General features: G+C 50.2%; 22 protein-coding genes. 15 read left to right on the forward strand and 7 right to left on the reverse strand.

Going from position 1 to position 26068, the window contains the following annotated elements; translation table 11 throughout:
• The first annotated feature begins 43 nt into the window (after positions 1-43).
• Positions 44-2167: a beta-galactosidase gene (locus ACXAFQ_RS12245; protein WP_474822331.1), complete on the forward strand. Its 2124-nt coding sequence runs from the start codon at positions 44-46 to the stop codon at positions 2165-2167.
• Between the two features lie 17 nt (positions 2168-2184).
• Positions 2185-2499, forward strand: a complete 315-nt coding sequence (gene rhaM / locus ACXAFQ_RS12250) for an L-rhamnose mutarotase (protein ID WP_474822335.1) — start codon at positions 2185-2187, stop codon at positions 2497-2499.
• A gap of 105 nt (positions 2500-2604) precedes the next feature.
• Here rhaM and ACXAFQ_RS12255 read toward each other — a convergent pair whose 3' ends face one another.
• Positions 2605-4353 (reverse strand): glycoside hydrolase family 2 protein, encoded by a 1749-nt coding sequence (locus tag ACXAFQ_RS12255; RefSeq protein ID WP_474822339.1) that lies wholly within the window; start codon positions 4351-4353, stop codon positions 2605-2607.
• A 243-nt stretch (positions 4354-4596) separates the two neighbouring features.
• On the opposite strand from ACXAFQ_RS12255, the gene ACXAFQ_RS12260 reads away from it, so the two are divergent.
• Positions 4597-5676 (forward strand): aromatic ring-hydroxylating oxygenase subunit alpha, encoded by a 1080-nt coding sequence (locus ACXAFQ_RS12260; RefSeq protein ID WP_474822341.1) that lies wholly within the window; start codon positions 4597-4599, stop codon positions 5674-5676.
• Positions 5677-5723: 47 nt separating this feature from the next.
• Here ACXAFQ_RS12260 and ACXAFQ_RS12265 read toward each other — a convergent pair whose 3' ends face one another.
• The gene (locus tag ACXAFQ_RS12265; RefSeq protein WP_474822345.1) at positions 5724-7466 is read right to left on the reverse strand and encodes a PAS domain S-box protein; all 1743 of its coding nucleotides are present in this window, start codon (positions 7464-7466) and stop codon (positions 5724-5726) included.
• Between the two features lie 186 nt (positions 7467-7652).
• Here ACXAFQ_RS12265 and ACXAFQ_RS12270 point away from each other — a divergent pair, with 186 nt between their 5' ends.
• Positions 7653-8090, forward strand: a complete 438-nt coding sequence (locus tag ACXAFQ_RS12270; RefSeq protein WP_474822350.1) for a hypothetical protein — start codon at positions 7653-7655, stop codon at positions 8088-8090.
• Positions 8091-8114: 24 nt separating this feature from the next.
• Here the strand turns inward: ACXAFQ_RS12270 and ACXAFQ_RS12275 are convergent, their stop codons facing one another.
• Positions 8115-8315, reverse strand: coding sequence for an oxidoreductase-like domain-containing protein (locus tag ACXAFQ_RS12275; protein ID WP_474822354.1), 201 nt, complete (start codon positions 8313-8315; stop codon positions 8115-8117).
• Positions 8316-8623: 308 nt separating this feature from the next.
• On the opposite strand from ACXAFQ_RS12275, the gene ACXAFQ_RS12280 reads away from it, so the two are divergent.
• A complete protein-coding gene (locus tag ACXAFQ_RS12280) occupies positions 8624-8758 on the forward strand; it encodes a hypothetical protein (RefSeq protein ID WP_474822358.1) in 135 nt (44 codons plus the stop codon).
• 8 nt (positions 8759-8766) lie between these two features.
• On the opposite strand, the gene ACXAFQ_RS12285 is transcribed toward ACXAFQ_RS12280, so the two are convergent.
• On the reverse strand, positions 8767-8946 hold the full coding sequence (locus ACXAFQ_RS12285; RefSeq protein WP_474822360.1) for a hypothetical protein: 180 nt from the start codon (positions 8944-8946) through the stop codon (positions 8767-8769).
• Between the two features lie 88 nt (positions 8947-9034).
• Complete coding sequence (locus ACXAFQ_RS12290; protein ID WP_474822488.1) at positions 9035-9799, reverse strand: DUF1961 family protein; 765 nt, start codon at positions 9797-9799, stop codon at positions 9035-9037.
• A gap of 164 nt (positions 9800-9963) precedes the next feature.
• On the opposite strand from ACXAFQ_RS12290, the gene ACXAFQ_RS12295 reads away from it, so the two are divergent.
• The 8 genes from ACXAFQ_RS12295 to ACXAFQ_RS12330 all read left to right on the forward strand — a co-directional run bounded on the left by ACXAFQ_RS12295 (position 9964) and on the right by ACXAFQ_RS12330 (position 22755).
• Positions 9964-12666, forward strand: coding sequence for an exo-rhamnogalacturonan lyase family protein (locus ACXAFQ_RS12295; protein WP_474822362.1), 2703 nt, complete (start codon positions 9964-9966; stop codon positions 12664-12666).
• Positions 12667-12911: 245 nt separating this feature from the next.
• Positions 12912-14018 (forward strand): beta-galactosidase BglB, encoded by a 1107-nt coding sequence (gene bglB / locus ACXAFQ_RS12300; protein WP_474822364.1) that lies wholly within the window; start codon positions 12912-12914, stop codon positions 14016-14018.
• Between the two features lie 27 nt (positions 14019-14045).
• A complete protein-coding gene (locus ACXAFQ_RS12305; RefSeq protein ID WP_474822366.1) occupies positions 14046-15590 on the forward strand; it encodes an MFS transporter in 1545 nt (514 codons plus the stop codon).
• The gene (locus ACXAFQ_RS12310) at positions 15577-16929 is read left to right on the forward strand and encodes an oligogalacturonate lyase family protein (protein WP_474822370.1); all 1353 of its coding nucleotides are present in this window, start codon (positions 15577-15579) and stop codon (positions 16927-16929) included. The genes ACXAFQ_RS12305 and ACXAFQ_RS12310 overlap by 14 nt, the downstream gene beginning before the upstream one ends.
• Positions 16930-16931: 2 nt before the next feature.
• On the forward strand, positions 16932-17693 hold the full coding sequence (locus ACXAFQ_RS12315) for an SDR family oxidoreductase (protein ID WP_474822373.1): 762 nt from the start codon (positions 16932-16934) through the stop codon (positions 17691-17693).
• Positions 17694-17719: 26 nt separating this feature from the next.
• Positions 17720-18496, forward strand: a complete 777-nt coding sequence (locus ACXAFQ_RS12320; protein WP_070126486.1) for an IclR family transcriptional regulator — start codon at positions 17720-17722, stop codon at positions 18494-18496.
• A gap of 18 nt (positions 18497-18514) precedes the next feature.
• A complete protein-coding gene (locus tag ACXAFQ_RS12325) occupies positions 18515-19465 on the forward strand; it encodes a sugar kinase (RefSeq protein WP_474822378.1) in 951 nt (316 codons plus the stop codon).
• 143 nt (positions 19466-19608) lie between these two features.
• The gene (locus ACXAFQ_RS12330) at positions 19609-22755 is read left to right on the forward strand and encodes a hybrid sensor histidine kinase/response regulator (protein WP_474822380.1); all 3147 of its coding nucleotides are present in this window, start codon (positions 19609-19611) and stop codon (positions 22753-22755) included.
• A 41-nt stretch (positions 22756-22796) separates the two neighbouring features.
• Here ACXAFQ_RS12330 and ACXAFQ_RS12335 read toward each other — a convergent pair whose 3' ends face one another.
• Positions 22797-23495: a DUF2982 domain-containing protein gene (locus tag ACXAFQ_RS12335; protein WP_474822382.1), complete on the reverse strand. Its 699-nt coding sequence runs from the start codon at positions 23493-23495 to the stop codon at positions 22797-22799.
• Positions 23482-23622: a hypothetical protein gene (locus ACXAFQ_RS12340; protein WP_474822385.1), complete on the reverse strand. Its 141-nt coding sequence runs from the start codon at positions 23620-23622 to the stop codon at positions 23482-23484. Before ACXAFQ_RS12340 ends, ACXAFQ_RS12335 begins: the two co-directional genes overlap by 14 nt.
• Before the next feature lie 143 nt (positions 23623-23765).
• Between ACXAFQ_RS12340 and ACXAFQ_RS12345 the strand changes: the two genes are divergently transcribed.
• Together ACXAFQ_RS12345 and hemL are read left to right on the forward strand one after the other, a co-directional pair.
• Positions 23766-24779 carry an aspartate carbamoyltransferase gene (locus ACXAFQ_RS12345; RefSeq protein WP_070126482.1) on the forward strand — a complete coding sequence of 338 codons (1014 nt, stop codon included), beginning with the start codon at positions 23766-23768 and terminating at the stop codon, positions 24777-24779.
• 5 nt (positions 24780-24784) lie between these two features.
• Positions 24785-26068, forward strand: coding sequence for a glutamate-1-semialdehyde 2,1-aminomutase (hemL, locus tag ACXAFQ_RS12350; RefSeq protein ID WP_474822392.1), 1284 nt, complete (start codon positions 24785-24787; stop codon positions 26066-26068).

Here is a 26068-nt window from a genome sequence, read left to right on the forward strand (position 1 = left end):
GGTGGGCCATCGTGCCCACCTTTTTCTATTTTAAGACCTCCCAATGAAACTAACCCGAAGACAACTACTACAGGCTGGTGGTTCCGGTCTGGGGCTCGGCCTGTTGGCTGGCCAATCCTTTACGCTGAATGCTGCCACTGCGGCCAATCAGCGAGTCTATCCCATCGATAAACTGATTCACGGCGTCTGTTACTACCCCGAGCTGTGGCCGGTATCAAATATTGATGCCGACATCGAAGAAATGCTGACGCTGGGCATCAACATGGTTCGCATGGGCGAATTTACCTGGGCGCTGACAGAGCCTGAACCTGGTGAGTACGATTTCAGCTTGCTTAAACTCACTATGGATAAGATGCATCAGGCCGGTATCAGCGTGGTGCTTTGTACCCCGACCGCCACGCCGCCCGTTTGGCTGACACATGATCACCCCGAACGACTGCATAAAAATGATAAGGGTGAGATCATGAGCCATGGTGCTCGCCAGCACGCCAGTTATGCTCATCCTGCGGTCAGAAACGCCTGTTACAACATCGTTGAGAAAATGGCTGCAGCATTAGGCAGGCATCCCTCGGTGATCGCCTGGCAAATTGACAATGAAATGAAAGCCCATGTGGCCAATGACTTCTCCGATGCCGCCGTAGCAAACTGGCACCAATGGCTGAAAAAGCGTTTTACTACCATTGAAAATCTCAATGAGGCATGGGGAACCCATGTCTGGAGCATGCACTACCAGTCGTTTGAACAGGTACCCGCCCCGGTGGTCACGCCGTTCCTGCATAACGCCTCGCTGTCCACGGCTTACACCGAATTTAACCGTGAGGACATCAGCGACTTTATGCTCGGGCAGCGGGAACGCATCAGAATGCATTCTTCAGCGCCGGTTACACATAATGACAATCCGGCGTTTAACATCAATCATGAAACCTCTATGGACGCGCAGGATTTTCCCTCTTTCGATGCGTACCCGTCTTACCAGCAATGGTCTGCACTGGTCTTCCGCTCAGACCTTTACCGCGCGGCGATCCCCGGCAAACCATTCTGGCTGATGGAAACCAGCGTGTCGCATAACGGCTGGCTGGGCAATCATCAGGTGGCCCACCCGACCGGGTATCTGGCCGCAGAAGCAGCACTTATTTATGCGCTGGGCGGAAAAGGTTTCAGTTACTGGTTATGGCGTCAGCAGCGCACCGGCGCAGAACTGCCGCACAGCGCTATTAAAAGTACCTGGAACGCGCCATCGGTGGGTTACGAGGAAGTACGTAAAGTGGGCGCGTTGCGCAACAGACTCGACCCGGTTCTGGCTGGCGCAGAGTTTCAGGTGCCGGAGGTAGCCGTGACCTACTCCGATCTGGCAAGAGCGATGTTTGAAACGGAAGGCATGGACAAGCGGGAGGGATTTCCATCGCGCTACCGGGATGTTATTGCAAAATGGCACCACTACTTTATTGAGCTGGGTATTGCCCGGGATGTCAGGTTTGAACATGCCGCACTGGATGGTCTCAAGCTGCTGGTCACCCCGGCGATGCCGGTGGTCACCGAGGCTTTTCTCGCCCGCATTCTGCCTTTTGTGCAGGCAGGCGGGATTTGGATAGCCGGGCCGTTAACGGGCTATCGCGATAAAAACCATACCAATCACACCACCGCCGGACTCGGTCTGCTGGATAAATTTGCCGGTGTTCACACTGAGTTTGTCGTGCCTTTGACGGGAATGAATGCTACCGGCAGTGCAATGGATATGACGGTTCCCCTCAGCGGATGGACCGCAGCCATGCAGCCGCTTCCGGGTACCCGCTCTCTGGGAACCATGACGTCCGGAATCGTCGAGGGCAGAAGTTTTCTTACCGAAAGAACAGTCGGCAAAGGGAAAGTGGTTGTACTTGGCGGTCAACCTCATGGTGAAGAAGGCGACAAGCTGGTTTCAGCTATCCTGTCTCACTACGCCAGCGAGGCGGGTGTCACCCCCTCTCCGAAGGCAGATCCGGGTATCGTCTCGGGAATGCATCGTCTGCAAGACGGTACGTTACTCACTATGGCGGTGAATATGACGGATAGCGCCGGAACCATTTCGCTTCCCCATCCGATTTCAGACCACGCCACTAACGAAAAGCTCAGCGACGATTCACAAACTGTGGCACCGTATCAGTACCGACTATTCGTACACCGTTAATATCAGGAAATACAGACATGGAAACGATTGCTTTTGTAATGCAGCTGTTGCCCGGCTATGAAGCCGAATATGAAAAACGTCATGATGAAATCTGGCCGGAGCTGGTCACCTTACTCAAAGAGGCGGGCATCGAGGATTACTCAATCTTTCTTCATCCTGAAACGCTGCAGTTGTTTGCCACCCTGAAGCGACCCGCCAACCACAACATGGATGCGCTGCCGGAACAGGCTGTGATGCAAAAGTGGTGGGCGTACATGGGAGACATCATGGAACACAACGACGATAACAGTCCGGTAAGCCAGCCGTTGAACAAGGTGTTTCACCTGGCCTGACGCGCTCTGTCAAACCTGTTATCAGGGAGTACGCCACGCACTCTGCGATGAACAAAAGGCCCGCTTTTCTAAGCGGGCCTTTTTCATAGTAACCGGGCACTCCGTTCAGTGTTTATCGTACCAGTCTCTCATGATAAACCACGCCTGTTTCTTCTGGCCGTTCTCGTTAAGCAGGCCTTTGCGATTCCAGTAATCCTGCACGTGAGCTCTGGGGCGACGGGGTGAACGAAAATCTTTCAGGATCCACGGCGACACGCCCCGCAGTTGTGCCATGTTCTCCAGCATCGTCAGGTTATGTTTGTATACACGGGCCTGATATTCCTCGGTGAAAAATTCACTGTCACTACCATGATTTCCCTGCAGCGCCCCTGCACCGAATTCACTGACAATAACGGGCTTGTTAAAATCGGACTCCCAGCGATAGTCAGCGCAGGTCTCCGGCTCATCGTGATACCATCCGCAATAAGTATTAATGCCAATGACATCCACGGCAGCAGCAAATTCTTCTTCTATCTTTCGGCCGGTTTCTGTGGTGGTTTGCGTATTGATAGCAGCGGTGACCAGACGGGTGGGATCAGCACGGCGCACGGAGTCAGCCAGTCGTCCGAGAAACCGGGTACGGTCAGCGGTGATGGGCGTTTCATTAGCAATTGACCACAAAATTACTGAAGCGCGATTTTTATCCCTAGCCATCATTTCGGCGAACTGTTGCTCCGCATTCTGATAAACGGCTTCGTTATCAAACTGAATATCCCAATATACCGGGATCTCAGCCCACACCAGAAGCCCTAGTTCATCTGCCACCCGCAGCATGTTTTCATTGTGAGGATAGTGAGCGAGACGCACGTAATTAGCGCCCAGTTCTTTCGCCCAGCCAAGCAATATACGGGCATCTTCTTCGCTCCAGGCCCGTCCATCTCCGAACGGCTTTTCCTCGTGGATCGCAATGCCTTTGAGAAAGACCGGCTTACCGTTAAGCAGAATATCCTCGCCCTCTACCTGCACGGTACGAAAGCCGACCTTATCTTTGACAGTGGTCGTGCCCAGACTGATTTCAGTGCCGTACAACACGGGCTCCCGGGGCTGCCAACGACGGGGAGACGCATTAAAGGTTACCTCTGCCCGCCCCTGCTCGTCAGTCGTCACATCAGCCTCAGCCGTCAGTTGCGGCAAGGAAATATTGACCTGCTGGTTTGCAATACTATCACCGCCAAGAGACACGGTAGCCGTTATTCCGCCGCTATCATTCAGCGAAAACGTGTAGTCTTCCACAAAAGTGCGGTTTTCAGTGACTAATCTGACCGGCCGGGTGATACCGCCATAGTTCCACCAGTCGGTGCTCATTGTGGGTACATAGTCTGCTTCCCGACGGTTATTCACTTTAACCACCACACTGTTGACCCCATTTATCACGTTATCAGTAACCTGAAACTGAAAAGGCGTGAATCCCCCCTCGTGCTTACCAATCTTTTTGCCATTCAGATACACTGTCGCGAGATAGTTAACCGCATCAAAATACAGAAAATAGCGCTTATCGCGCTGTTTACTGAGCGTGAAATTGCGCTGATACCAGACCGAACCTTCATAGAGAAACAGCTTGTCGTCCTGTGTATTCCAGTCGCCCGGTACCTGAAGTTTATGACTGCTGGTAAAGTCGAATTCCTGCAGCTCGTCGTCGTTAGCCTTACCGGGGATTTCATAGAACTTGCGTTTGTCTCCGACGTCGAAAGGGTCAACGATGATGTTCCACTGACCGTTAAGACTCATCTGAGTCCGCCCCTCCACGTTCTGCAGGATGGTCGCAGAGGCGCACCATGACAATCCGAGTAGGTCAACCACAACGATATACTTCATTTCTTAACTTCCTTAATCCGCTCTGATAGATGCGAAATGGCACGTTCAATCTGGTGTGTTCAAACTAGCCGACGCCGCCCGGAATATTAAAGATAATCCCTCGATTTCGTGGTAAAGGTTTAAATATGAAATTACAGCGCGCCCTGATAGCGAAATGCGATAGCAGAAGTCATTGACAGTTTTATCTGCCGGGAGTAAAAGGCTGTTTAATTATTCCCCGTCTGCGTCTGCTCACGTCACACCATGAGCAGCATTACGTTTGAGGTTCAGATGGCAATACGTCATCCTTCCATTAAAAGCTATTTTGATAGCGAAACCAGCCAACTCGAAATCGATTCTGCGTTTTCACGCGGGCTGCATTATGCCGGTCATTCACTGATGGTGCCGGAGAAATTCAGTTACCAGGTTTTGCCGCATTTTTCTGATCGATACGTGCTGTTCAATCAGGGCGATAACTGCGACCTGATATCGAATGTATGTCTGCACCGCCAGGCCAAACTGCTGGAAGGCGCGGGACGCACACGTAATATTATCTGTAAGCTGCACTGCTGGGGTTATGACAATCAGGGAACGCTGCGGGGCACGCCGTTCATGCAGCAAAAACATCAGGGCACACTGAAAAAAGAAACACTGACCAACTGGAACGGCATGCTGTTTCGCGGCCGAGCACCAGACATGGATCTCAGTGCGCTGGGGCTCGATAGTTATATCAATTTTGATGACTATTTCTTCGCCGAACTGGATACCACTCGCTACGCGTTTAACTGGAAAAGCTTTGTCGAGATTTACCTAGAAAACTACCACGTGTTTTCCATGCATCCGGGGCTGAAACAGTTTGTAAAAGCTGACGATTTGGAGTGGGCATTTGGCAGCGATTATTCGGTACAGAAAGTGGGCCTGGGTTCCGACCTGCAAAAAGCCACAACACCGAATTACCGTCATTATCAGGATGCCTTTCTGACTCATTTCAACGGTAACCTGCCCCGCTACGGTGCTATCTGGTGCTTTATTTACCCGAACATCATGATTGAGTGGTATCCGGGTGTGTTAGTAGTCAGCACCATTTATCCTGATGGCCCTCGGCACTGTATCAATCATGTGGAGTTTTTCTACTCAAAAGCCCTGCACGATGCCGCTCCGGCGTATTTTACCGCCGAGCGTGAAGCCTATATGGAAACCGCGGCAGAAGATGAAACCGCCTGTACCATTCTGGAACAAGGCAGGGAAGCGTTATATCGCAATGGTGAAGACGAACACGGGCCGGTAGATGCGTTTCTCGAAGCCGGTGTGGCGGAATTTTATCGCTTCGTCAACGCAGACTAATTTTTAGAGCGCCCTGAACCTGACATGATGTTTAAGCAGGGCGCAATTTAACTATCAATTTTCTGAATAAGTGCATCCAGCTTTTCGATATTGCTCACCGTGGTCTTTACCAGATTGTCGATTTCGTCTGAGGACTGCTTTGAGTTCCCAGCTAAGGTTCGCACTTCGTCGGCAACAACAGCAAACCCCCGCCCCATTTCACCCGCTCTTGCGGCCTCGATAGCCGCGTTTAGTGCCAGCAAGTTGGTTTGTTCCGATATGGTATTGATGGTACCGACGATAGAGCTTATCGTCTGGCTGGTAGTTAACAGCTCCTTCATGGCAACCAACGTTTGATTAACCGCCTGCTTGCGGGTACTGACATCAATGGCAAAAAATACATAGCGCGTAATATCACCATTAAAGCTTTTTAGCGCACTGATGCGAGCGTCAAATGCAAGGTATTGGTTATTTTCATGAATTTCAACGACCTTCGTGACAAACTCATTATGATCAAGCAAATCCTTATCTTCCGCCGTCAAAGCCTGCAAAACGCGCTTCGCAAAAACATCCTGGGCAATAACACCGGAAAGCGTTGTACGAAGTAATTTATTCACATCCACCACTTTGCCAACGGGATCAATTTCCATTAGCACAAGCGCACTGCCGATTGCTTTTAGCTTGTTGGTAAAATCCAGTGCCATCTGTTTAACGCGGGTGATATCTGCCTGCACAGCAATAAAATTAACCAGCTTTCCTTCCTGAAATACAGGGTTAATAGAAAGCGACGTCCAATAGGGCGCACCGTCTTTGCGATAATTTAAAATCTCATCGTAAAACGCTTCTCGGTTTTTTATTTTCTGCCGAATAACATCCACGGTTTTAGGATCGGTTTCTTCGCCCTGTAAAATGGCTCCAGGTTTACGCCCTTTCACTTCCGCCAACGTCCAGCCTGTTAATCCTTCGAAGCCGTTATTAACGTATTCAATCAGCCCCTCTGCATCAGAGATAATAACCGCATTGTCTGTTTCATTCGCTACCAGAGAGAGCATTCGCTGCAGTTCACGCTGCTCAACTTCCTCGGTTACGTCTTTTACGAACGCCGTATAAAGCGTTCTATCATCAAGGCGAACCTTAGAAAGAGACAGCTTTCCCCACAGCGTGTCGCCGTGCTTGGTTTCAATTTTGACTTCGCGACTCGTTCCTACAATTTTATCCTGACCCGTTCGACGGTTAGCATTTACAAATTCATCATGATTCGCCTGAATGGCTTGAGGCACCAGCATTTTCACGTTCTGGCCAATAACCTCGTCGCGGCTATACCCCCACATTTTTTCAGCAGACGCATTGAATAGGGTAACCAAGTTATTGTGGTCAATACACACAACCGCATCCAATGCCTGCTCCAGGGTTTGCTCTACAATTTCACGGGATTCACGTTCCTCGGTAACATCCCGAACAAACGCTGTGTAGTGTTTTTTGCCGTTCAGGACAACCTGAGACAACGCAAGTTGAACCCATATACGCTTTCCTGATTTGGTTTCAAGCTCGACTTCTCTTGAACTGCCCACGATTTTGTTCACGCCTGTTTGACGGTGCGCGTTTACATAGCTGTCGTGGTTACTTTGGTGCTCACGTGGCACCAGCACCTGGATATTACGGCCTAATACTTCTTCCGGCGTGTATCCCCAGAGTTGTTGAGCGGCTTCGTTATAAAAAGTAACCAGGTTATTTTCATCAATGGTCACTACGGCAAGTATGGATTGTTGAAGTGCTTGTTCTGCTGCGTCATTACGTGAAAAAAACGGCATACTCTTTCCTCCTTGTTAGAAAAGGTATAGAAGCACTCAGACACTTTTTCCAATATAAGAAAAAATTAAATCCTGTTTACGCGCCCAATGCATTCCCATTGAGAATGCGCAACGCTTGTGCAAAACTAAATTTGAGCCATCGATTATTCGCTAATGACTAGCAATATATGTAGAACAAGGATTGTTATGAAGAATTTAAAAACACTGAAACTGGGTTATTTCGCGTTTGTCATCGTCATGGTGGCCTTGTTTATCACTAACATACTGGCTGACAACGCAGTCTCTACCGGAGCAGCAATTGGCTCCGCTGGGCTGGTTTTTCTTGGATTCAGCTATCTTCGAAGTGAGCGTCACCGGCACAACTACCCCCTCGATAGCCTCATAAATAGAGAAGGCGACAAGGTGGTATTTCAGCAAATGACCGGCCTGGAATCGACGCCACTAAGGATCGGCGTTGATGATATTTACGCGCTGAATTTTTCTTATCATTATCTGGGCGTGATATTAAGTGGTAACGGGCGTGGTTACGACCTCTCGTATCCGTACAATGAGGAAGAACTCAAAGCACACTTGCGCACTATTATTGGTGAAGGCGCTTTTGATCAGATAAAAATCAACGTGTGAGCTGAATCTTTCCTAAGCGGCACATTACGTGTCCCGCTTGTATGACTCCGTTATACTTTCTGATTGCTTAACATCGCTACTGGCCAGCTCAGAATCTGATTCACGAATAGCCTCCCGCCATGCCGCGCGCTTTTCATAATACACATCCCACACGCACTGATAACATGAACCGCTTCCGCAGCAGTCATCACTTTCCGGTTTTTCAGGCGGTTGAGGTTGCTCCATCACCATTCCCAGAATCAAATAAAATTTCAGTATGTGGTGAGATGAATTATTCAGCAAATAGGCCCTTCGAATAGCGACTATGTGTGAGCAAGCAATTTGTGATTAATCAATGGCAATGCCGATAGAAATAGACATTCACAAAATAGCTCACCTTATCTTTAAGCCATTCTGGATGTGACGTGCAGCATTTGTGAATAATACGTTAAATTTTATTCTTTTGACTAATACGCGAGCTATCTTCGTCGTGCTAAAACTGAATAATAATTCATATTTCCCTGCGTGAGCAGGTTTTTCAGAAGGGTATTGTCATGGCACAGACGTTACAAAACCACGTTTCATTCCGCTTCGGCCACTGGCTAAAAGCGAAGTTAACTGATCCAAACTTATACTGTGCGTTAACCGGTCTTGCCGCACTGGTGGTCATTGAAACCGTCATTTTCTAATAACCATCTCAATGACTGCCTCGGGGCGATAGCGTAAATCCGATAACGTTTTTATTCTGTATGGCTTCATCGCTCAAAGAGCCCGCTTTTACGTCAACCTGCAGGATATTTTGAACCGCCAACTCTGCCTGACCGTCAATCTTGCAGAGGTAGCTCGTCTTGCCCACATCAATATGCTTCAACGTCACTGAAGCGATGTGGGTCAGACGGCGCTAATACGCGAACACCCGATATTTTCATTGTTAAAGTACGTCAGTCTGCTAGTGCCGTTTTGTTTTACTCACCTGCCACTTCCCAGATCGCTAAATCACGATACTGAAACCGGGTCCATTGCATTTGCCGGAAGCCCAGATAACCGTCGCCGAGTGGCTTGCCGGTATTTACCCCTTCAACAACAGGGTTGTCATCGGTGTAATCAATAACCTTTCTGTCGTTAATAAACAGCTTTATATGATTACTGATTTTTTCGAGACGAACCCGCTGCACCGTTCTGTCGAACGTGGAAATGCCTACTTCGCCGGTTTGCAGTAACGAGAAGGTATTGTTCTTGCGTAAATTTGCATGGCCGCGATCAGGGTTGTGGGCGGCATTAGCATAGTAGGAGATGTGATAACTACGGAGCTGACCTTCGGTGTACTGACTGAATGTGCCGTCCCGAGGCGGTAGCGACGGGTCGAAAATGCCCTCGCCGTTCACTCCTTTTGCGGCAAAGAAAACGATTACCAGACCGGCATCCGTCTTCAACGCCTGGGCGTCCCATTCTGCAATAAAGCTCTGCGGCAGCTTTTTCGGCATCCAAAACACATGATGAGACGCTTCATCCGGCGACCACATTTGCATCCAGCCGTTATCAAAAGATACCTCTCCTTCGCCTTCCATCACCCAGTCGCTGACATCAGTCCAACTACTTAGTGGGTTCTGGTATATCAGCTCGCCCTTAATCGCTCTCCCGCCAACGAGCCCCGATTGCTGCGCACAACCAAAAAGGCAAAACAAACCAGTAAATGCCGCCAACAGGATTTGCCAGAATTGTCTCTTCATCACTCCACGCCCTTTGAAAAATCCATATTTGAAACTCTTAGTTAACTCATAATGAATCAGTTTCGGTCAAATGGTGTTATTTCCATTCGCGTATGATAGAAGTTAAGCAAAGTTTAACAAGCAGTTAATATTTTTTGTTCCAAATTTGGATTTAAGGACGCTTTATGGACAGAAGACAATTTATAAAAAACAGTAGCATGGTGGCCTCTGTACCCCTCGCCATGACTGCCATGGGCTGTTCATCAACGGTAGCCGGACAGGCTGCTGCAACCCAAGCCGTAAAAACACCATCACGGATGCCGGGCACATTAAGCTGGCTGGAAGGCGCAGTCCCTTCTTATCAGCCAGGTACCACCTTCGGTTACCCATGGCCAAAAGGCGAACTGGCAAAAGACACGCCGCTGACACTGATAAGCGCCGAGGGTAACCCAATTCCACTTCAAACCTGGGTAACCGCTTATTGGCCGGACGGCTCGGTGAAATGGACCGCCCATGCCATTCCAGCCAACGCGGTAACCGGCGAAGCGTGCAAAATTATCAAAAGCAAACCCGCTGCGCCTCAGCAAGGGGTATCCGTTAGCCGTCAGAACGGCGACATTGTTATAAATACCGGCGTTATTCGCTTTACCGTGCCGCAATCTGGCAGCGCGCTTATTACTTCACTGTTTCGAGGAAGCAAAGAGATTGGTCGTAACGCACGTCTGGTGGGTATGCGTCGTGATGCCCCGGAGAATGGCAATCAGGATGAACATTTTGAATCCCGCATCATAAGCGCAGAAGTAGAGCAACAAGGGCCGGTCAGAGCTGTCATCAAAATTACCGGCACTAACCGCACAGCGAATGGTCGCGAATGGCTACCGTTTACACTGCGCTTATATGCCTTTGCCGGTGGCGAAACTGTGCAACTCACGCATTCATTTATCTTCGACTGTAACGCCGAAAGCGACTTTATCAGCGGGCTGGGTCTGCGCTTTGAAGTGGTTCAAAGGGATGAACTGTACAACCGACATTTACGTTTGGTAGGTGAAAATAAGGGCCTCTGGGGAGAAGCGGTGAAAGGCATTACGGGTTTGCGCCGTGATCCGGGCGAAGCGGTACGTCAGGCACAAATTGCTGGTATCGCCACGCCACCACTTTCAGAGTGGGATGAACGTGTTAGCAGCCGTATGCACTACATTCCGGTGTGGAACGACATCACCCTCACGCAGATTAACGCCAATGGCTTTGAAATTCGAAAGCGCACCAAAGCCGGTCACGGCTGGATCGGTTCTGATCAAGGCCATCGTGCCAGCGGCGTGGGCTATCTTGGCGGTGTGAGTGGCGGCGTGCTGTTTGGCATGCGTGACTTCTGGCAACTGCACCCCGTGCAGATTGATTTACGTGATACCGGGCATGATGTGTCCACTGCCACCATCTGGTTTTACTCTCCGGAAGCTCCGGCCATGGACGTACGTTTTTATCATGACGGCATGGGCCAGGACACCTACGAAAAGCAGCTCGACGCACTGAATATCACCTATGAAGATTACGAGCCGGGCTTCGGCGATGCCCACGGCATAGCCCGCACCACAGAGTTCACCCTGGCCATTATGGACAGTACGCCATCACGGGATGACACCATTAACATGGCACAAAGTATCCGCCATCCTGCCCGTCTCATTGCAGCACCAGAGGATTATCTGAACGCTAACGTATTTGGCGGTTTATGGAGCCTGCCAGATAGATCCACACCGGCGCTTAAAAAGATTGAAGATCGACTTGCCTGGCAAGTGGAATACTATGCAGGGCAGGTAGACCAGCGCCACTGGTATGGCTTTTGGAACTTCGGCGACATCATGCACACCTACGATGCCGATCGCCATGTATGGCGCTACGACATAGGTGGCTATGCCTGGGATAATTCCGAATTATCACCGGATCTCTGGCTGTGGTATTCCTTCCTCCGCACCGGCGACCCAACCACTTTCCATTTGGCCGAACGGATGACCCGTCACAACCGCGACGTAGACATTTACCATGCAGGTCGATTTAAGGGTTTAGGCACACGACACAACGTACAACACTGGGGTTGCAGCGCCAAACAGCTACGGATCAGCACCTCGTCTTATCGTCGATTTCACTATTTTCTCACTGGTGACGAACGCACCGGCGATGTGCTTAGCGAAGTTACCGATGCCGACAAGGCGCTGGGCGCGCTGAACGCGACCCGTAAGGTAGACAGCAGCAACCCCATTCCGAATATCGCCAAAATGGGCGGCGGAACGGATTGGGGCTCAGCGGCCGCTAACTGGCTGACAGCCTGGGAGCGCACCGGCGACGATAAGTACCGGCTACGCCTGGAAAACGCCATGAAAGTCATTGGCAATCATCCGCAAGGGTTCTTTGCCGGCGCCTTCGGCTATGACGTGGAGAAGCAGGAACTGGTGCCTTACCCTGAAAAAGAACCAGGGCTATCACATTTAAGCTCAGTGTTCGGCTTAATCGAAATGTCCACCGAGCTGAATCAACTGTTAGATGTACCTGAATATAAAGCGGCATGGTTGAAATACGGTCGTCTTTACAGCGCACCGGCGGCAGAGCAGGAAGCCGCCCTGGGTAAACGTATGCGGGGCAATAGTCTGACCGTGGCTCACTCCCGCCTTACCGCCTACGTCGCAGTGCAAGAAAACGACCCGGCCCTCGCCAAGCGCGCATGGCAAGAGTTTGCTAAAGAGTGGGGAGGCGAAAAGACCATAGGAACTACAGGGGTATATGGACCACATGTGCTAAATCCAGTTGAAGAAGCGGCTTGGGTGTCTACTAACGACGCCGCCCAATGGGGCCTTGCCGCCATTCAAAATATAGCGCTTGTTAAATCAGCGTTATAGGTCGACCGAACAACGGAGTGTGTGAAGTGAGGTTTGTTATCAAACCTACTTTTATGGGCAGCAGCAATGCTGCCCTTTTTTTCATAATTAAACTACCTATTGAACTTAGTGTTCCAAATGTGAAATTAATGTCACGTAGTTTTACAATTTGATTGTTAATGTGATGTGAAGCGATGTAACGTGATTGAAATTGATTTTTTCAGGTACATGACGGTACCGAAGTTTGGTTTCAATAAGGATTTCACATGCCTGCACGAGTTAACGACATCGCCTATTCCACCGTTCGTCAGAAAATAGACAAACTCATCGACAACCTGGTGAATATCACCGACGAAACCGGTGAATTCTTACTAAAGCTGGAAGACGGCAGAATCATTGATACCAAGGGCTGGAACGACTGGGAATGGACCCACGGCATCGGCCTTTATGGTTTGCTTAAATACTGGGATATCACCGGCGACGATAAAGCCCGGGAAATCATCGAAGACTGGTTCGCCAATCGCTTCGCCGAAGGCACACCGACCAAAAACGTAAATACCATGTCTCCTTTCCTCACACTTGCCTACATGCAGGAGCGTACGGGTAACCGTAGCTATTTACCCTACCTGGATGTGTGGGCCGAATGGATCATGGATGGCATTCCTCGCACCGAAGAAAACGGTATCCAGCACATTGTTTTCAACTCAGTCAACTATCAGCAAATGTGGGACGACACGCTGATGATGAGCGTGATGCCGCTGGCAAAAATAGGCTTACTGATGGATCGCCCCCACTACGTGGAAGAAGCCAAGCGCCAATTCATGCTGCACACCAAATACCTGGCAGACAGAAAAACCGGTCTGTGGTTCCACGGCTGGACATTCGACGGTCGTCACAACTTCGCAGATGCCCTGTGGGCCCGTGGTAACTGCTGGGTCACCATCGCGATTCCTGAGTTTATTGAGTTGCTGAATCTGCCTGAAACCGACGCTACCCGCATGTTCTTAATTGAAACCTTAGAAGCACAGGTTAAAGCGCTGGTTAAAACCCAACATGAAGACGGCCTATGGCACACCCTGCTGGACGATCCGACTTCTTATCTTGAAGCGTCTGCCGCTGCTGGTTTTGCCTACGGCATCATGAAGGCTGTGCGCAAAGGCTACATCAGCGACGAATATCTGCCTTGTGCAGAAAAGGCCATTAAAGCAGTGCTGGAGAACATTGACGACACCGGCGAACTGCAACAGGTGTCTTTCGGCACGCCGGTATTCGACACCTTGCAGGGATACAAAGATATTCCGCTGACTTCTATGCCTTACGGTCAGTCGATGGCAATTCTCGCCCTCGTTGAATACATGAACGCCTACATCTAACCGATAAATAATAAGGGGGAGAGCACGATGGCACGACGTGAACTCAAACCGATAAACTATGTCGCTTACGGCCTCAACGATATTCTTGGGGCCGGTTCCATGGCTGTTATCAGCGGTTGGATCCTGTTTTTCTATACCACCTTCTGTGGCCTGTCGGCTGTTCAGGCTGCCAGTATTTTCGCGATTGCGCGTATTCTGGACGCCGTTGCCTCTCCCCTGCTCGGCCACATATCCGACGGTTTAGGCAATACCCGAATTGGTCGCCGTTTTGGCCGTCGTCGGGTATTCCTGATTTTCTCTATTCCCCTGCTACCTAGCTTTGCGTTGATGTGGGTAAGCGGCCAGCACTACCTTTATTATCTGGTCACTTACGTATTCTTCGAGCTGGTTTATGCCGCGGTTATCATTCCTTATGAAACCCTGGCAGCGGAAATGACAGACGACTACAAGAAGAAAGCAAAACTCGCTGGAGCCCGTATTCTCACCGGTCAGATGTCTGCAATCCTGGCCGGTATTCTGCCAGCCTGGATTGTTAGCGCCGTTGGCGGCAAAGAATCGGCTTCGACTTTCCTGATCATGGGTATTATCTTCTCGGTACTGTTCATGATTGTGGTATTTACCGTGTGGATGTTCACCTGGGAGCGCGACCTCGATGAAGTGGGCGAGCAGGAACTCACAAAAGGCGAAGGTTGGACTTTATCAGGTACCATGAAGGCGCTTTATACCAACCTCATGTCTACCCTGAAAATCCGTGCGTTTCGTCTGCATCTGGGCATGTATCTGGGTGGTTACATCAGCCAGGATGTGTTCAACGCCGTGTTCACTTACTTTGTGGTATTCGCCATTGGCGGCTCGGTAGTCATTGCGTCTGAAATGATGGCCGTGACTTATGTTGCACAGCTATTTGCCGTTGCCGTTGCCATTCCTATGGTGATGCGATTTGGCCCGTCCCCCAGCTATCGTGTCGCCGTGACACTGTACATTATTGCGATAATCTCGCTGGTTGCCATGTACGCCACCACCGACAGCTTTAACTTTGTGTGGCTGGTTGTGGGTGTCGTTATTGCCGGTTTAGGCCGGGGAGCGCTGAACTACATTCCCTGGAATACCTATAATTACATGGCCGACGTGGATCAGATAGTCACGGCACGTCGTCGTGAAGGCAGCTTTGCCGGCGTGATGACCTTCATCCGTAAAGCCACCCAAGCACTTGCCGTGATGTCGGTGGGGATCATTCTAGAGTTCGGTGGTTTTGTTTCCAATGCCGAAACACAAAATAGCCAGGCTATATCTACCATTGTGTTGATGATGGCTATCGGCCCGATTCTGGTACTACTGTTCGGCTTCTTTGTTTCCACCAAATTCCGCCTGAGTAAAGAAACGCATGAAGTGCTGATGAATGAAATCGAGCACTTCAAAGCAGGCAATACTCAACCCACCAGCCCGGAAAACCAGGCGATTGTGGAAGACCTTTCTGGCTTTAGTTACAAAGAACTTTGGGGTAACAACACGGTGGGTGCGGTTCAGCAGGACGGCACAGCATCAGGGAGAACTCACAATGCCAATGTATAAGCTGTTCGCTGGCATTGTGCTGACAAGCTTCATGGCCTCGGTGCCTGCCCAAGCTGACGAATCCATTCCAAAATCCTGGATTGATAAAGACACCGGTCACCGTGTTGTCAGACTTTCGGAAGAAGCCGGTTCCCGCTCGCTATACTTCCATCAAAACGCCTACAGCGCCGACGGCAAATCCTTGGTGATTTCTGTGGACAATCCTAAAGGTGTAGCAGTGGTGAACCTGGAAGACGGTTCGGTAAAACGGATTTTTGAAGATCCGGACGTAGGCATTCTGTTCATGGGTCCGTCGAGCCATAATGTGTATGTGACTCGTATTGAAGGCGCCGGTACCGGCGAAGTGGTAGCCAAAAATGAGCTACAGTCTCCCACAGAAGTACTGGCCATCAACATCGATAGCGGCAAAGTAAAGCATGTGGCTACGGTTCCCCGGGGCAAGGTGCATTCCATCAACAAAGATGAAACTCTGCTGATAGGTGCCTTTGCTGAGCAGGATTACAGCATGGAATCAGGCCCCCGTCACGCGCGGTTTGAAGCCCGATATGAAGCCACCGACAAAAACGGTAATCCACTGAGTTTTGCGGATGCCAAAGAAGTGCGCATCAATCAACGTCTGGAAGCACGCATTCCTATGCAGATGTTTGTGGTCGATACCCGCACCGGTGAACAACGTACTATCCACCAGGCAACTGACTGGCTCAATCACATTCAGTTCTCGCCTGCAGATCCAAATAAAATCATGTTCTGTCATGAAGGCCCGTGGCACAAAGTCGATCGCATCTGGACCATGAACGTGGATGGCAGCGATATTCGAAAAATGCACACCCGCACCATGAATATGGAGATTGCCGGGCATGAGTTTTTCGACGCCAGCGGCGAACGGATTTTCTATGACCTGCAAACGCCCCGTGGCGAAGTATTTTGGCTGGCCAGCGTGGATTTAAACACCGGCAAACGCGTGTGGCGTCATCTGCCTCGTGATTATTGGTCAGTGCATTTTAACGTTTCACCAGATGGCTCCCTGTTTGCCGGCGACGGTGGCGATGAGGAAATGGTGGCCAGGGCTGAAGACGGCAAGTGGATTTACCTGTTTCGCGATGAACCCATTAACGATGTGGCCGGAATAAGTGCACCGGATGCCGAGTCCCTGATTAAGCCTGCGGTTCTCAAAGCAGAACGCCTGGTGAACATGGAAAACCATGATTACCGGCTGGAGCCCAACGTAACGTTTACTCCTGACAATAAATGGGTGGTATTCCGCTCGAACATGCACGGCCCGGTTCACGTTTATGCCGTGGAAGTGGCCAAAACGAATGACAATAAAGAGGGTAGTTAAGGATGAGTATTTCTTTTGACCTAACAGGTAAAGTAGCCCTGGTCACAGGAGCCAGTCGTGGCATTGGTCAGGCGCTTGCCATTGGCTTCGCCAAAGCCGGAGCCAAAGTGATTTGTGCCAGCAGCCGCACCGGTGGTTGTGACGACACCGTTGCCGCCATCCGCGATGCCGGTGGTGAAGCTACGGCGTTGGCTGCTGACCTCAGTAACGCAGAGGCAACCATCAGGCTGGCCGAAGACGCATTGGGGATGTATGGCGGTGTGGACATTCTACTGAACAATGGCGGCACGATTTTCCGCGCCCCTGCCGTAGCGTTCCCACTGGATAAATGGCAGCAGGTGATGCAGGTCAATATCGACTCCGCATTCATTCTCTCTCAGGCTATTGGTAAAGCCATGGTGGCACAGGGGAGCGGAAAAATTATTAATATCGCCTCCATGCTGAGTTACAGCGGCGGCATTACTGTGCCTGCCTACACGGCCAGTAAACATGCTATTGCCGGTCTCACCAAAGCTTTAGCTAACGAATGGGGCACCCACAATGTGCAGGTGAACGCCATTGCTCCTGGTTATATTCGTACAGACAACACTCAGGCATTGCAGGACGATGAAAACCGCAGTACCGAAATATTAAAACGCATTCCGGCAAACCGCTGGGGTGAAGCCGAAGACCTGCAAGGTGCGGCGGTATTTCTGGCCAGCGCAGCCAGTAACTATGTCAACGGCCACATTCTGGCTGTCGACGGTGGATTTTTGGCTCGCTAGCCAAAGTGATAAAAAAGGACACAACCATGACAGAACGTTATCTGATCCCAAGCGTTGTACATGCATGTGAAGTTTTCCGCCTGCTCGCCAGTCGCGACCGCGGAATGACCATGCAAGAGCTGGAAGCTTCACTAAATTTACCTCGCACCACGGTCTTCCGTCTGCTGCGCACCCTGGTATCCGAAGAAATGCTGGAGAAGCGCGGAAAGGTGTATTTCAGCGGTGCCAACCTAATGCAGCTAGGCCTGCAAATCATCCATTCCGATCGCATGCAGCAAATGGCCATTCCGCACATTCAGCGGTTGGCGCTGCGTACCGGCCATACGGCACACCTGGCGGTGCCGAATCATGGCAAGGCGCTAATTGTAGAAGTGTTCGACAGCCCGAATCCGCTGATGGTATCGAAACGCCCCGGTGTAGAAGCGCAAATGCATTGCTCATCCACCGGCAAAGTGTTCCTGGCGTTCTTATATTACGACAACCTGGAGCTGCTATTGTCGGAACACCCCATGGAGAAGCATACGCCGTTTACCATCACCAACATGCAGGATCTCAAAAAAGAGCTAAACCGCGTACGTGCCCTGGGGTATGCGGTTGATGAGCGTGAGTACAATGAGAATGTACGTTGCGTGGCGGTGCCGGTAAGAAACAGTCTGGGAACAGTGGTTGCCTCAGTAGGCATTACTGCACCCGCGGCAGTGTTCCCTAAAAGCGCGGTGCCGAAAGTGGCCGAAATGGTTAAAGAAGCGGCACGCGGCATCTATAAAGATGCCTATCAGCTTGACCGTGTTAGCAGTTCCTAGCAGGCCATAGAGAAACCCATGTTGCAATCAGCAGTATTATCGAATAGCCGTCCCCGCCGCTGTATCCTGGCCGGAGAAGTGATGATTGAGCTCTCTGAGGCGGACAAAGGTCATTTCCGTCAGGGTGTAGCTGGCGACGTTTATAATACAGCAGTGTATTTAAAGCGCTGTTTGCCAGAAGGTGAAATAAGCCTGCTTACCGCCCTTGGCTGCGATACCCTAAGCGAGCACATGAAATCGGTGATTCAGTGTGAACACGTTGATACATCGATGATTTTATCTCACCCCAATAAGCAGCCCGGATTATACGCCATTCATACCGACGATGACGGTGAACGTAGCTTTCAGTATTGGCGAAACGACTCTGCGGCTAAGCAATGGGTGAATCTTTGGTTGCAAGAAAACAGCCTCCTGCCGGCAGTCGACCTTATCTATCTCAGCGGCATTACGCTGGCCGTGCTGGATAACGGTCAGCGGGAGCAGCTACTTCATATGCTGTGTGAAGCCAGGGAAGCGGGTGCTCAGGTTGCCTTTGACCCCAATTATCGCCCCGCGCTGTGGCAGTCTGCAGACGAGGCTGCTCTGTGGACTAAGCGCGCTTACCAACTAACGGATATTGCGTTTCCCGGCATTGAAGAGCACAAGCTATTGTTTGGTCATCAGGACGGTTTCGATGCCATGGACGCATTGGCCAGCATGGGGGTGAGTGAAATAGTCTGTAAGAATGGCACAGACCATATTCAAATTCTGAATAACGAAACGATGGTGAGCGTGGAAGTAACGCCTGTCGAAAAGGTTGTCGATACCACATCAGCCGGCGACGGCTTTACCGGTGGTTATCTTGCCGCCCGACTGCAAGGTAAACCAGTGCGAGCTGCTGCCGAGCAGGCCGCGAAGGTAGCAAGTATCGTCATTCAACATGCCGGCGCCATTGTGCCGCAAGCCCTGTTTCATCAGGCTTACACCTAGCCCTTTTCACTCTAATGAAAACGCCTTCCACATTGTTAATTATTTAAAAAAGTGATCCTTTTTTTGTAAAGCATGCGCTTTTTTGTACAAACGCCTTGCTTGGTGGTTTAATAGGCGCATGTAACCCCAATCTGATATTAAGAATGCGCGCAGTACTGTGGTCCTGGTTTGCCGTGGTGTTTTTGTGGTCTGTGAGTTTGTCGCCTGCGCTGGCGCAATCTACGCTGCAACTCATCAATGAAGAAGTCGAAACCAAATTAACAGATAACCTTGAGTTTTATTTTGAGACGGATTCTCAACTGACCATCAGTGAAGCAATCAAACGCCGTCCAGATTTCAGGCTCTATACCGAATCGAACCCTAATTTTGGTTTTCAGTCCCGCGCGCTGTGGCTGGTAACAAAAATTAATAACACCAGCAATGCCAATGACTGGGTATTCAACATCGATTTTAGTCAGCTCGACAAAGTGGACTTCTATCTTGTCGAAGGCAATGAGATCGTAAAGCAAAGTCACCAGGGAAAGCTGCAGTCAGAGCAAATCTATCGCGTTCCTACTATGCGTGTAGAACTTCCCGTTAATACCCCCATGGAGCTGTATCTTAGAATTGAAAGCACCTCTTCGGCGTTAATTGTGCCGTTAAGCGCTGAAACGGAACAGCATCACAGTTTTGGAGCCCAACTCGACAGTTTAATGTGGGGCTTGTTTTACGGCGGCCTGATCATTCTCGCCATCTACAACTTTGTATTGTTTGTAGATGCTAAAGAATCCAGCCTAATGGCCTATGTGGGCTATATTCTGGCTGTAATGTTATGGCAGTTTGTCTGGGGCGGTCACTTACACCTGTTTGTCAGTGATGGACTGGCGCCCTGGTTCGCCTCGCACACCGAGCTAATATTCGTGATCATCGGAATGTGTTCCGGCTTTTTCACCCTGTCATTTCTGGAAACCAAAAACAACGCGCCCACGGCACACCCTGTGATCCAGTCGTTGCTGTTACTCCAGTTTATTGTGGGGCTAACCTGCCTGGTAGATTTTCTTCCCCATATCTGGAAAAACAACCTCGTGTATGGCGTGGGCATGATTGCCATTTGCAGTTATATCTACGCCGGTTTTGAAGCTTTCTTTAACCACTTCAAGCCCGCTCGCTACTTTATCATTGCCTGGTCAATGTTGGCGGCAAGCGCCATTATCGGCATGCTGAGTTTGGTAGGACTGCTGCCGTCTAACGACTTTACGACTTACTGTTTTCAGGTTGGGGTATTCCTTGAAGCAGGCATGTTTTCGTTCGCGCTCATGGAAAAAAGTCGCAGCCAAATGGAATCCGAAGTGGATCAGGCCACCAATGACTTGCGGAACAACATGGAATTGATTGAAGAGCAAAACGCTCGGCTGGATATTGCCCGTAAAGATGCAATCAAAGCCAGTAACGTAAAATCTCAGTTCCTCGCCAACATGAGTCATGAGATCCGCACCCCGCTCAACGCCATTCTGGGGTTCAGTAAGGAATTAACCCACACGGCCCTGCCTGTGGAGCAACAAGAGCAAGTTCGCATTATCAACACAGCGGCAGACAATCTGCTCGGTATCGTCAATGATGTACTCGATTTCTCGAAAATCGAGGCCGGTAAGCTGCAAATCAATAATCAGCCGTTTGCGCCGAATCAGTTGTTAGAAGATATGGTCACCATGATGGCCAAATCGGCCCATGCGAAGCGTATTGAATTTGTGTTTGAGCTTGCGCCATTGCCGGAAAAACTCATCGGCGATGTTTTCCGCATAAAGCAAATCTTAAACAACCTGTTGAGCAACGCGTTGAAGTTCACTTCCTCCGGCACCATTACGCTTTCGGTAAAGGGTAAATCGCTACCTCATGGTATTCACGAACTGCACTTCCGGGTTGAAGATACCGGAATTGGGATTAGTCGCCAGGACAAGAAAAAGCTGTTTAACGCGTTCTCGCAGATAGATGATGCATTGAATCGCAGTTATCAGGGAACCGGTTTGGGGTTAGTCATTTGCCGTGAGCTCATCAAACTGATGCGCGGTAAGCTAGACCTTACCAGTGCACCGGGTATTGGCAGTACCTTTGACATTACCTTGCGCGCTAATCAGCTTAGCCAGAAGTACACGTTGGCTCCCAACGCAGACTGGATTGGCAAACGGGTGATAGTACTCGACCCTATTCCAGACACCCGTCGGGCGTCGGCATCTTTACTCAAACATTTGGGCGCTAACGTGACCTCGGTAGAATCTGTCGCCTGCTTGCGCGGCCTGGACATGCAGGCAGACTTACTGTTTGCAACCGTGCCGGTTTCGCGTATAGCATCCAGAAACGAATATATCTCTGAAGCCGTGGAGTATCCGGCGAAGAAGCGTATTCTCTGGTACTCGGGCCCAGAGCCGTTTAATCAGTATCCCAGCCTTGCTCAGCATTTCCATGAACAGGTTCGTATGCCGGTAACGATCACAAAACTGGAAAGTTTGCTGCATCAAAAAACCGCTAAGCGTCGCAACCCGTTACAGGAAAAAACGAATTCCTTGCCGAAAGCACGCATTCTGGCCGTCGACGACATGGAAATGAACCTGAAGCTGCTGCATACCTGGCTGGACCATTCTCCTGTAAGCCTGACCACCTCGATGAGCGGACAAGACGCGGTAAACCGCTGTCACAGCACAGAATACGATCTCATTTTGATGGATGTACAAATGCCCGGCATGGATGGCTTACAAGCCTCCAGACAAATCCGTAAAACGGCACTGAACATGGGCACGCCTATCATCGCGGTTACCGCTCACGCCTTTAAAGAAGAGCAAGAGCGCTTGTTGGCATCGGGCATGGATGACTATCTGCCTAAGCCTATTGAAATGGGCGCATTGCTAGACCTCATCAAACGCTGGTGTCAGAACGTGGCACCTGCCGCCATGGCATTACCCACTCTTGATTGGCAATTGGCGGTGAAACGCACGAACCAGAACCCAGATGCTGCCCGCACCATGCTGGGCGATTTCATCATGCTGCTGCCGCCTACAACGGCTTCGCTAAAACTCATGTGGGAAAGTAAGGATTACGACGGACTAAAAGCAGAAGTACACAAGCTGCATGGTGCCTGTTGTTATACCGGTGTGCCCCGATTGCAGGAACTGGCCAACGAGCTTGAAACCGCACTTAAACTAGAACAGCATTTCCTAGTGGCAGAACACTTACCCGCGCTGTTGTCTGAATGCGATATTCTGATGACCGAAGCCCGCCGCTTCATGGAAGAAATGAGTTACTCATTTCGTAGCTAAGCTAAATGATGGCCTGGTGCATTGTCAGGCCTCTCAGATTATCAGGCTTCACCTACTGTGCGTTCTTGCCGCGCTTGCTGACATTGGCGTAAGAAAGCCGCAAACTCTGTGGGCTCTCTGTCGATATCTGAAGACGAGATAAAAACGTCATAACCGAGCAGTTCTCTAAGCTGGGTCATGCGGTTTGCCAACATAGCTTTAACCCCGGTAAAGGTTTGCGCGTCTGCGGCGGTGTAATGCTTATCATCAAACATGTTCTGATCAAAGCAGGCACCGGTTTTACAGTTATTGTCTTGATGCAGTAACAGTGGTCGCTGCTCCATCAGCAGATGGGTAGCCAGGCGCGGTGAAACCTGATTAAGAAACGCGCCATAATCTTTAATCCGAATACCTACCGCTTCCAGGTCGACATGGTCGAGCCCTTGCTGCACCCGGGGACACCCCACACGCTGTACATTGTCCCAATCTAACAGCCAATTTCCCAGTCGATGGTGATAGCGAATTTCGTCTGGCGAAATTTCGATACTGAACTGGGGTTCACGCACTTTAAACCACCCTATCAGCAGCGACACAATAGACGCGCTGGTAAGAAAAATACCGGCAAGAAATAACCATTCAGGAAACACATTAAGCCAGACTGCCGACACGCAAAGACCGACACCGCCTAGCACCAGGGCGGTAATACCGTTGCTTTTGGACGTCGCTCGAACAAAAATCGGATCAGAATCAGTTCCAGACATAGAAATACACCACGAAAACAATAATTGCCCACAACACGATCATACGCATACGCTGACATTTCACACAGTCGGTTTGCCACCAGGAGCGGGGCTTTCGGGACTGCGAATGAGGATTACGCTCTTTCATCGTTAACCTTCCTGAGTATAACAGGATCAGTTTATCTGATTGCATGAAGAAAAACTCACAATCCTATTTAGCGATCTTATCTCTACACCTAGAGCGGTTTTTGATAAACTATTCAGGTTTGTTTCACTTATTGAGAGCGCTTAATGTCACAGTTTACTGGCAATCATATTCTTTCGGTTAATCAATTCGACCGTGACGCCATCGAAAAAGTTTTCGCTGTGGCCCATTCAATGGAACCTTACGCCCGTCGTCAAAAACGAACGACCGTGCTGGATGGCGCCATTCTGGGCAATTTATTCTTCGAACCCAGCACCCGAACACGAGTGAGTTTTGGTACCGCTTTCAACCTGTTAGGCGGTGAAGTAAGAGAAACGACCGGCATGAGTAACTCAGCCCTGGCGAAAGGGGAATCGTTGTACGATACCGCGCGGGTGTTAAGTGGTTATTCCGACATTATCGCCATGCGCCATCCGCAGGCCGGTTCAGTGGCAGAATTTGCCGAAGGTAGCCGGGTACCGGTTATCAATGGTGGTGACGGCGCCAACGAGCATCCCACACAGGCGCTGCTCGACCTGTTCACCATTAAACGTGAGCTGGAATACAATGGCAAAGGCATCGATGGACTGCATATCGCCATGATTGGCGATTTACGCTATGGCCGAACCGTACACTCTTTGTCTAAGTTACTGTGTCTGTTCGACAACATTCATTTTACGCTGATTGCACCTGCTGAGCTGGCGATGCCCGATTACATTATCGATGCGATTGAAAATGCCGGTCACAAGCTCACCATCACCGACCATATCGATGGTCGCGTTGAAGCCGACATCTGCTATCAAACCCGTATTCAGGAAGAGCGTTTCCCCTCACAGGAAGAAGCCAACAAATACCGTGGCCGATTCCGCCTGAATCAAACCATTTACACCAAACATTTTCAGTCAAAAACCGTGATCATGCATCCACTTCCCCGAGATTCCCGTATGGAAGCTAACGAGCTTGATAACGATTTAAATTCCAATCCAAACCTCGCTATCTTCCGCCAAACCGATAACGGTGTGTTGGTAAGAATGGCACTTTTTGCTCTCACGCTGGGCGTTGAGGATTTGGTCGCAAAATATGAACGCGACGTGGTTTGGTACACAAATAAGAGCCAGTAATTACTATGACAACAAAATCAGAAGCCCTATTTGCCCGCGCTCAGAAAACCATTCCAGGCGGCGTGAACTCGCCGGTACGCGCGTTTAAAGCCGTAGGTGGTACGCCACGGTTTATCACCAAAGCCGACGGCGCCTATATCTGGGATGCCGACGACAATCGTTACATCGATTACGTGCAGTCATGGGGGCCAATGGTATTGGGTCACAACAATGCCAAAATTCGTGAAGCGGTGGTTACCGCTGCGCAGAATGGACTGAGCTTTGGTGCGCCAACGGAAGCAGAAATCATCATGGCTGAGAAAGTCAGCCAACTGGTACCGTCTATGGAGATGGTACGCATGGTGAATTCCGGTACCGAAGCCACCATGTCAGCCATTCGTTTGGCCCGTGGTTTCACAGGCCGTAACAGACTGGTTAAGTTTGAAGGTTGCTACCATGGTCACGCCGATTCTCTGCTGGTAAAAGCCGGTTCGGGCGCGCTGACGCTTGGCGTACCAAGCTCACCTGGCGTGCCTGCTGACGTAGCACAGCACACGCTAACGGTTGAATATAACAACCTGGAAAGCGTTGAAGCTATCTTCAAAGAATACGGCGACGACATTGCTTGTATCATCGTTGAGCCGGTGGCCGGCAACATGAACTGTATTCCTCCGGTACCAGGTTTCTTAGAAGGCCTGCGTAAAATTTGTGATGACTACGGCAGCGTGCTGATTTTTGATGAAGTGATGACAGGCTTCCGCGTGGCTAAAGGTGGCGCCCAGGCTCGTTACAACATCAAGCCCGACCTTACCTGCTTAGGAAAAGTCATTGGTGGTGGTATGCCAGTAGGTGCCTTTGGTGGTCGTCGCGACATCATTGAACATATCGCACCCACCGGCCCGATTTATCAAGCTGGCACCTTGTCAGGTAATCCGGTTGCTATGGCTGCAGGTTTAGCCGCACTGGACCAAATTGATAACGACGCCATGTACGAAGAAATCTTCACCCAGACCCAGGCGCTGGCCGATGGTTTCAAAGCGATTGCCGACAAACATGGCATTCCCATGAGCACCAATGTGGCCGGTAGCATGTTTGGCCTGTTCTTTACTGATATTGAGCGGGTGACCAACTATCAACAGGCGATTAACTGTAATCAGGAACAGTTTAAAGTGTTCTACCACGGCATGCTGAAAGAAGGTGTGTATTTGGCACCCGCTTCCTACGAAGCAGGTTTTGTTTCCAGTATGCATACTGCAGATGTGGTAGCAAAAACCCTCGAAGCAGCTGACAAAGTGCTGGGTTCGCTGTAA

It is taken from the genome of Alteromonas sp. ABH2_165, from assembly GCF_056159945.1.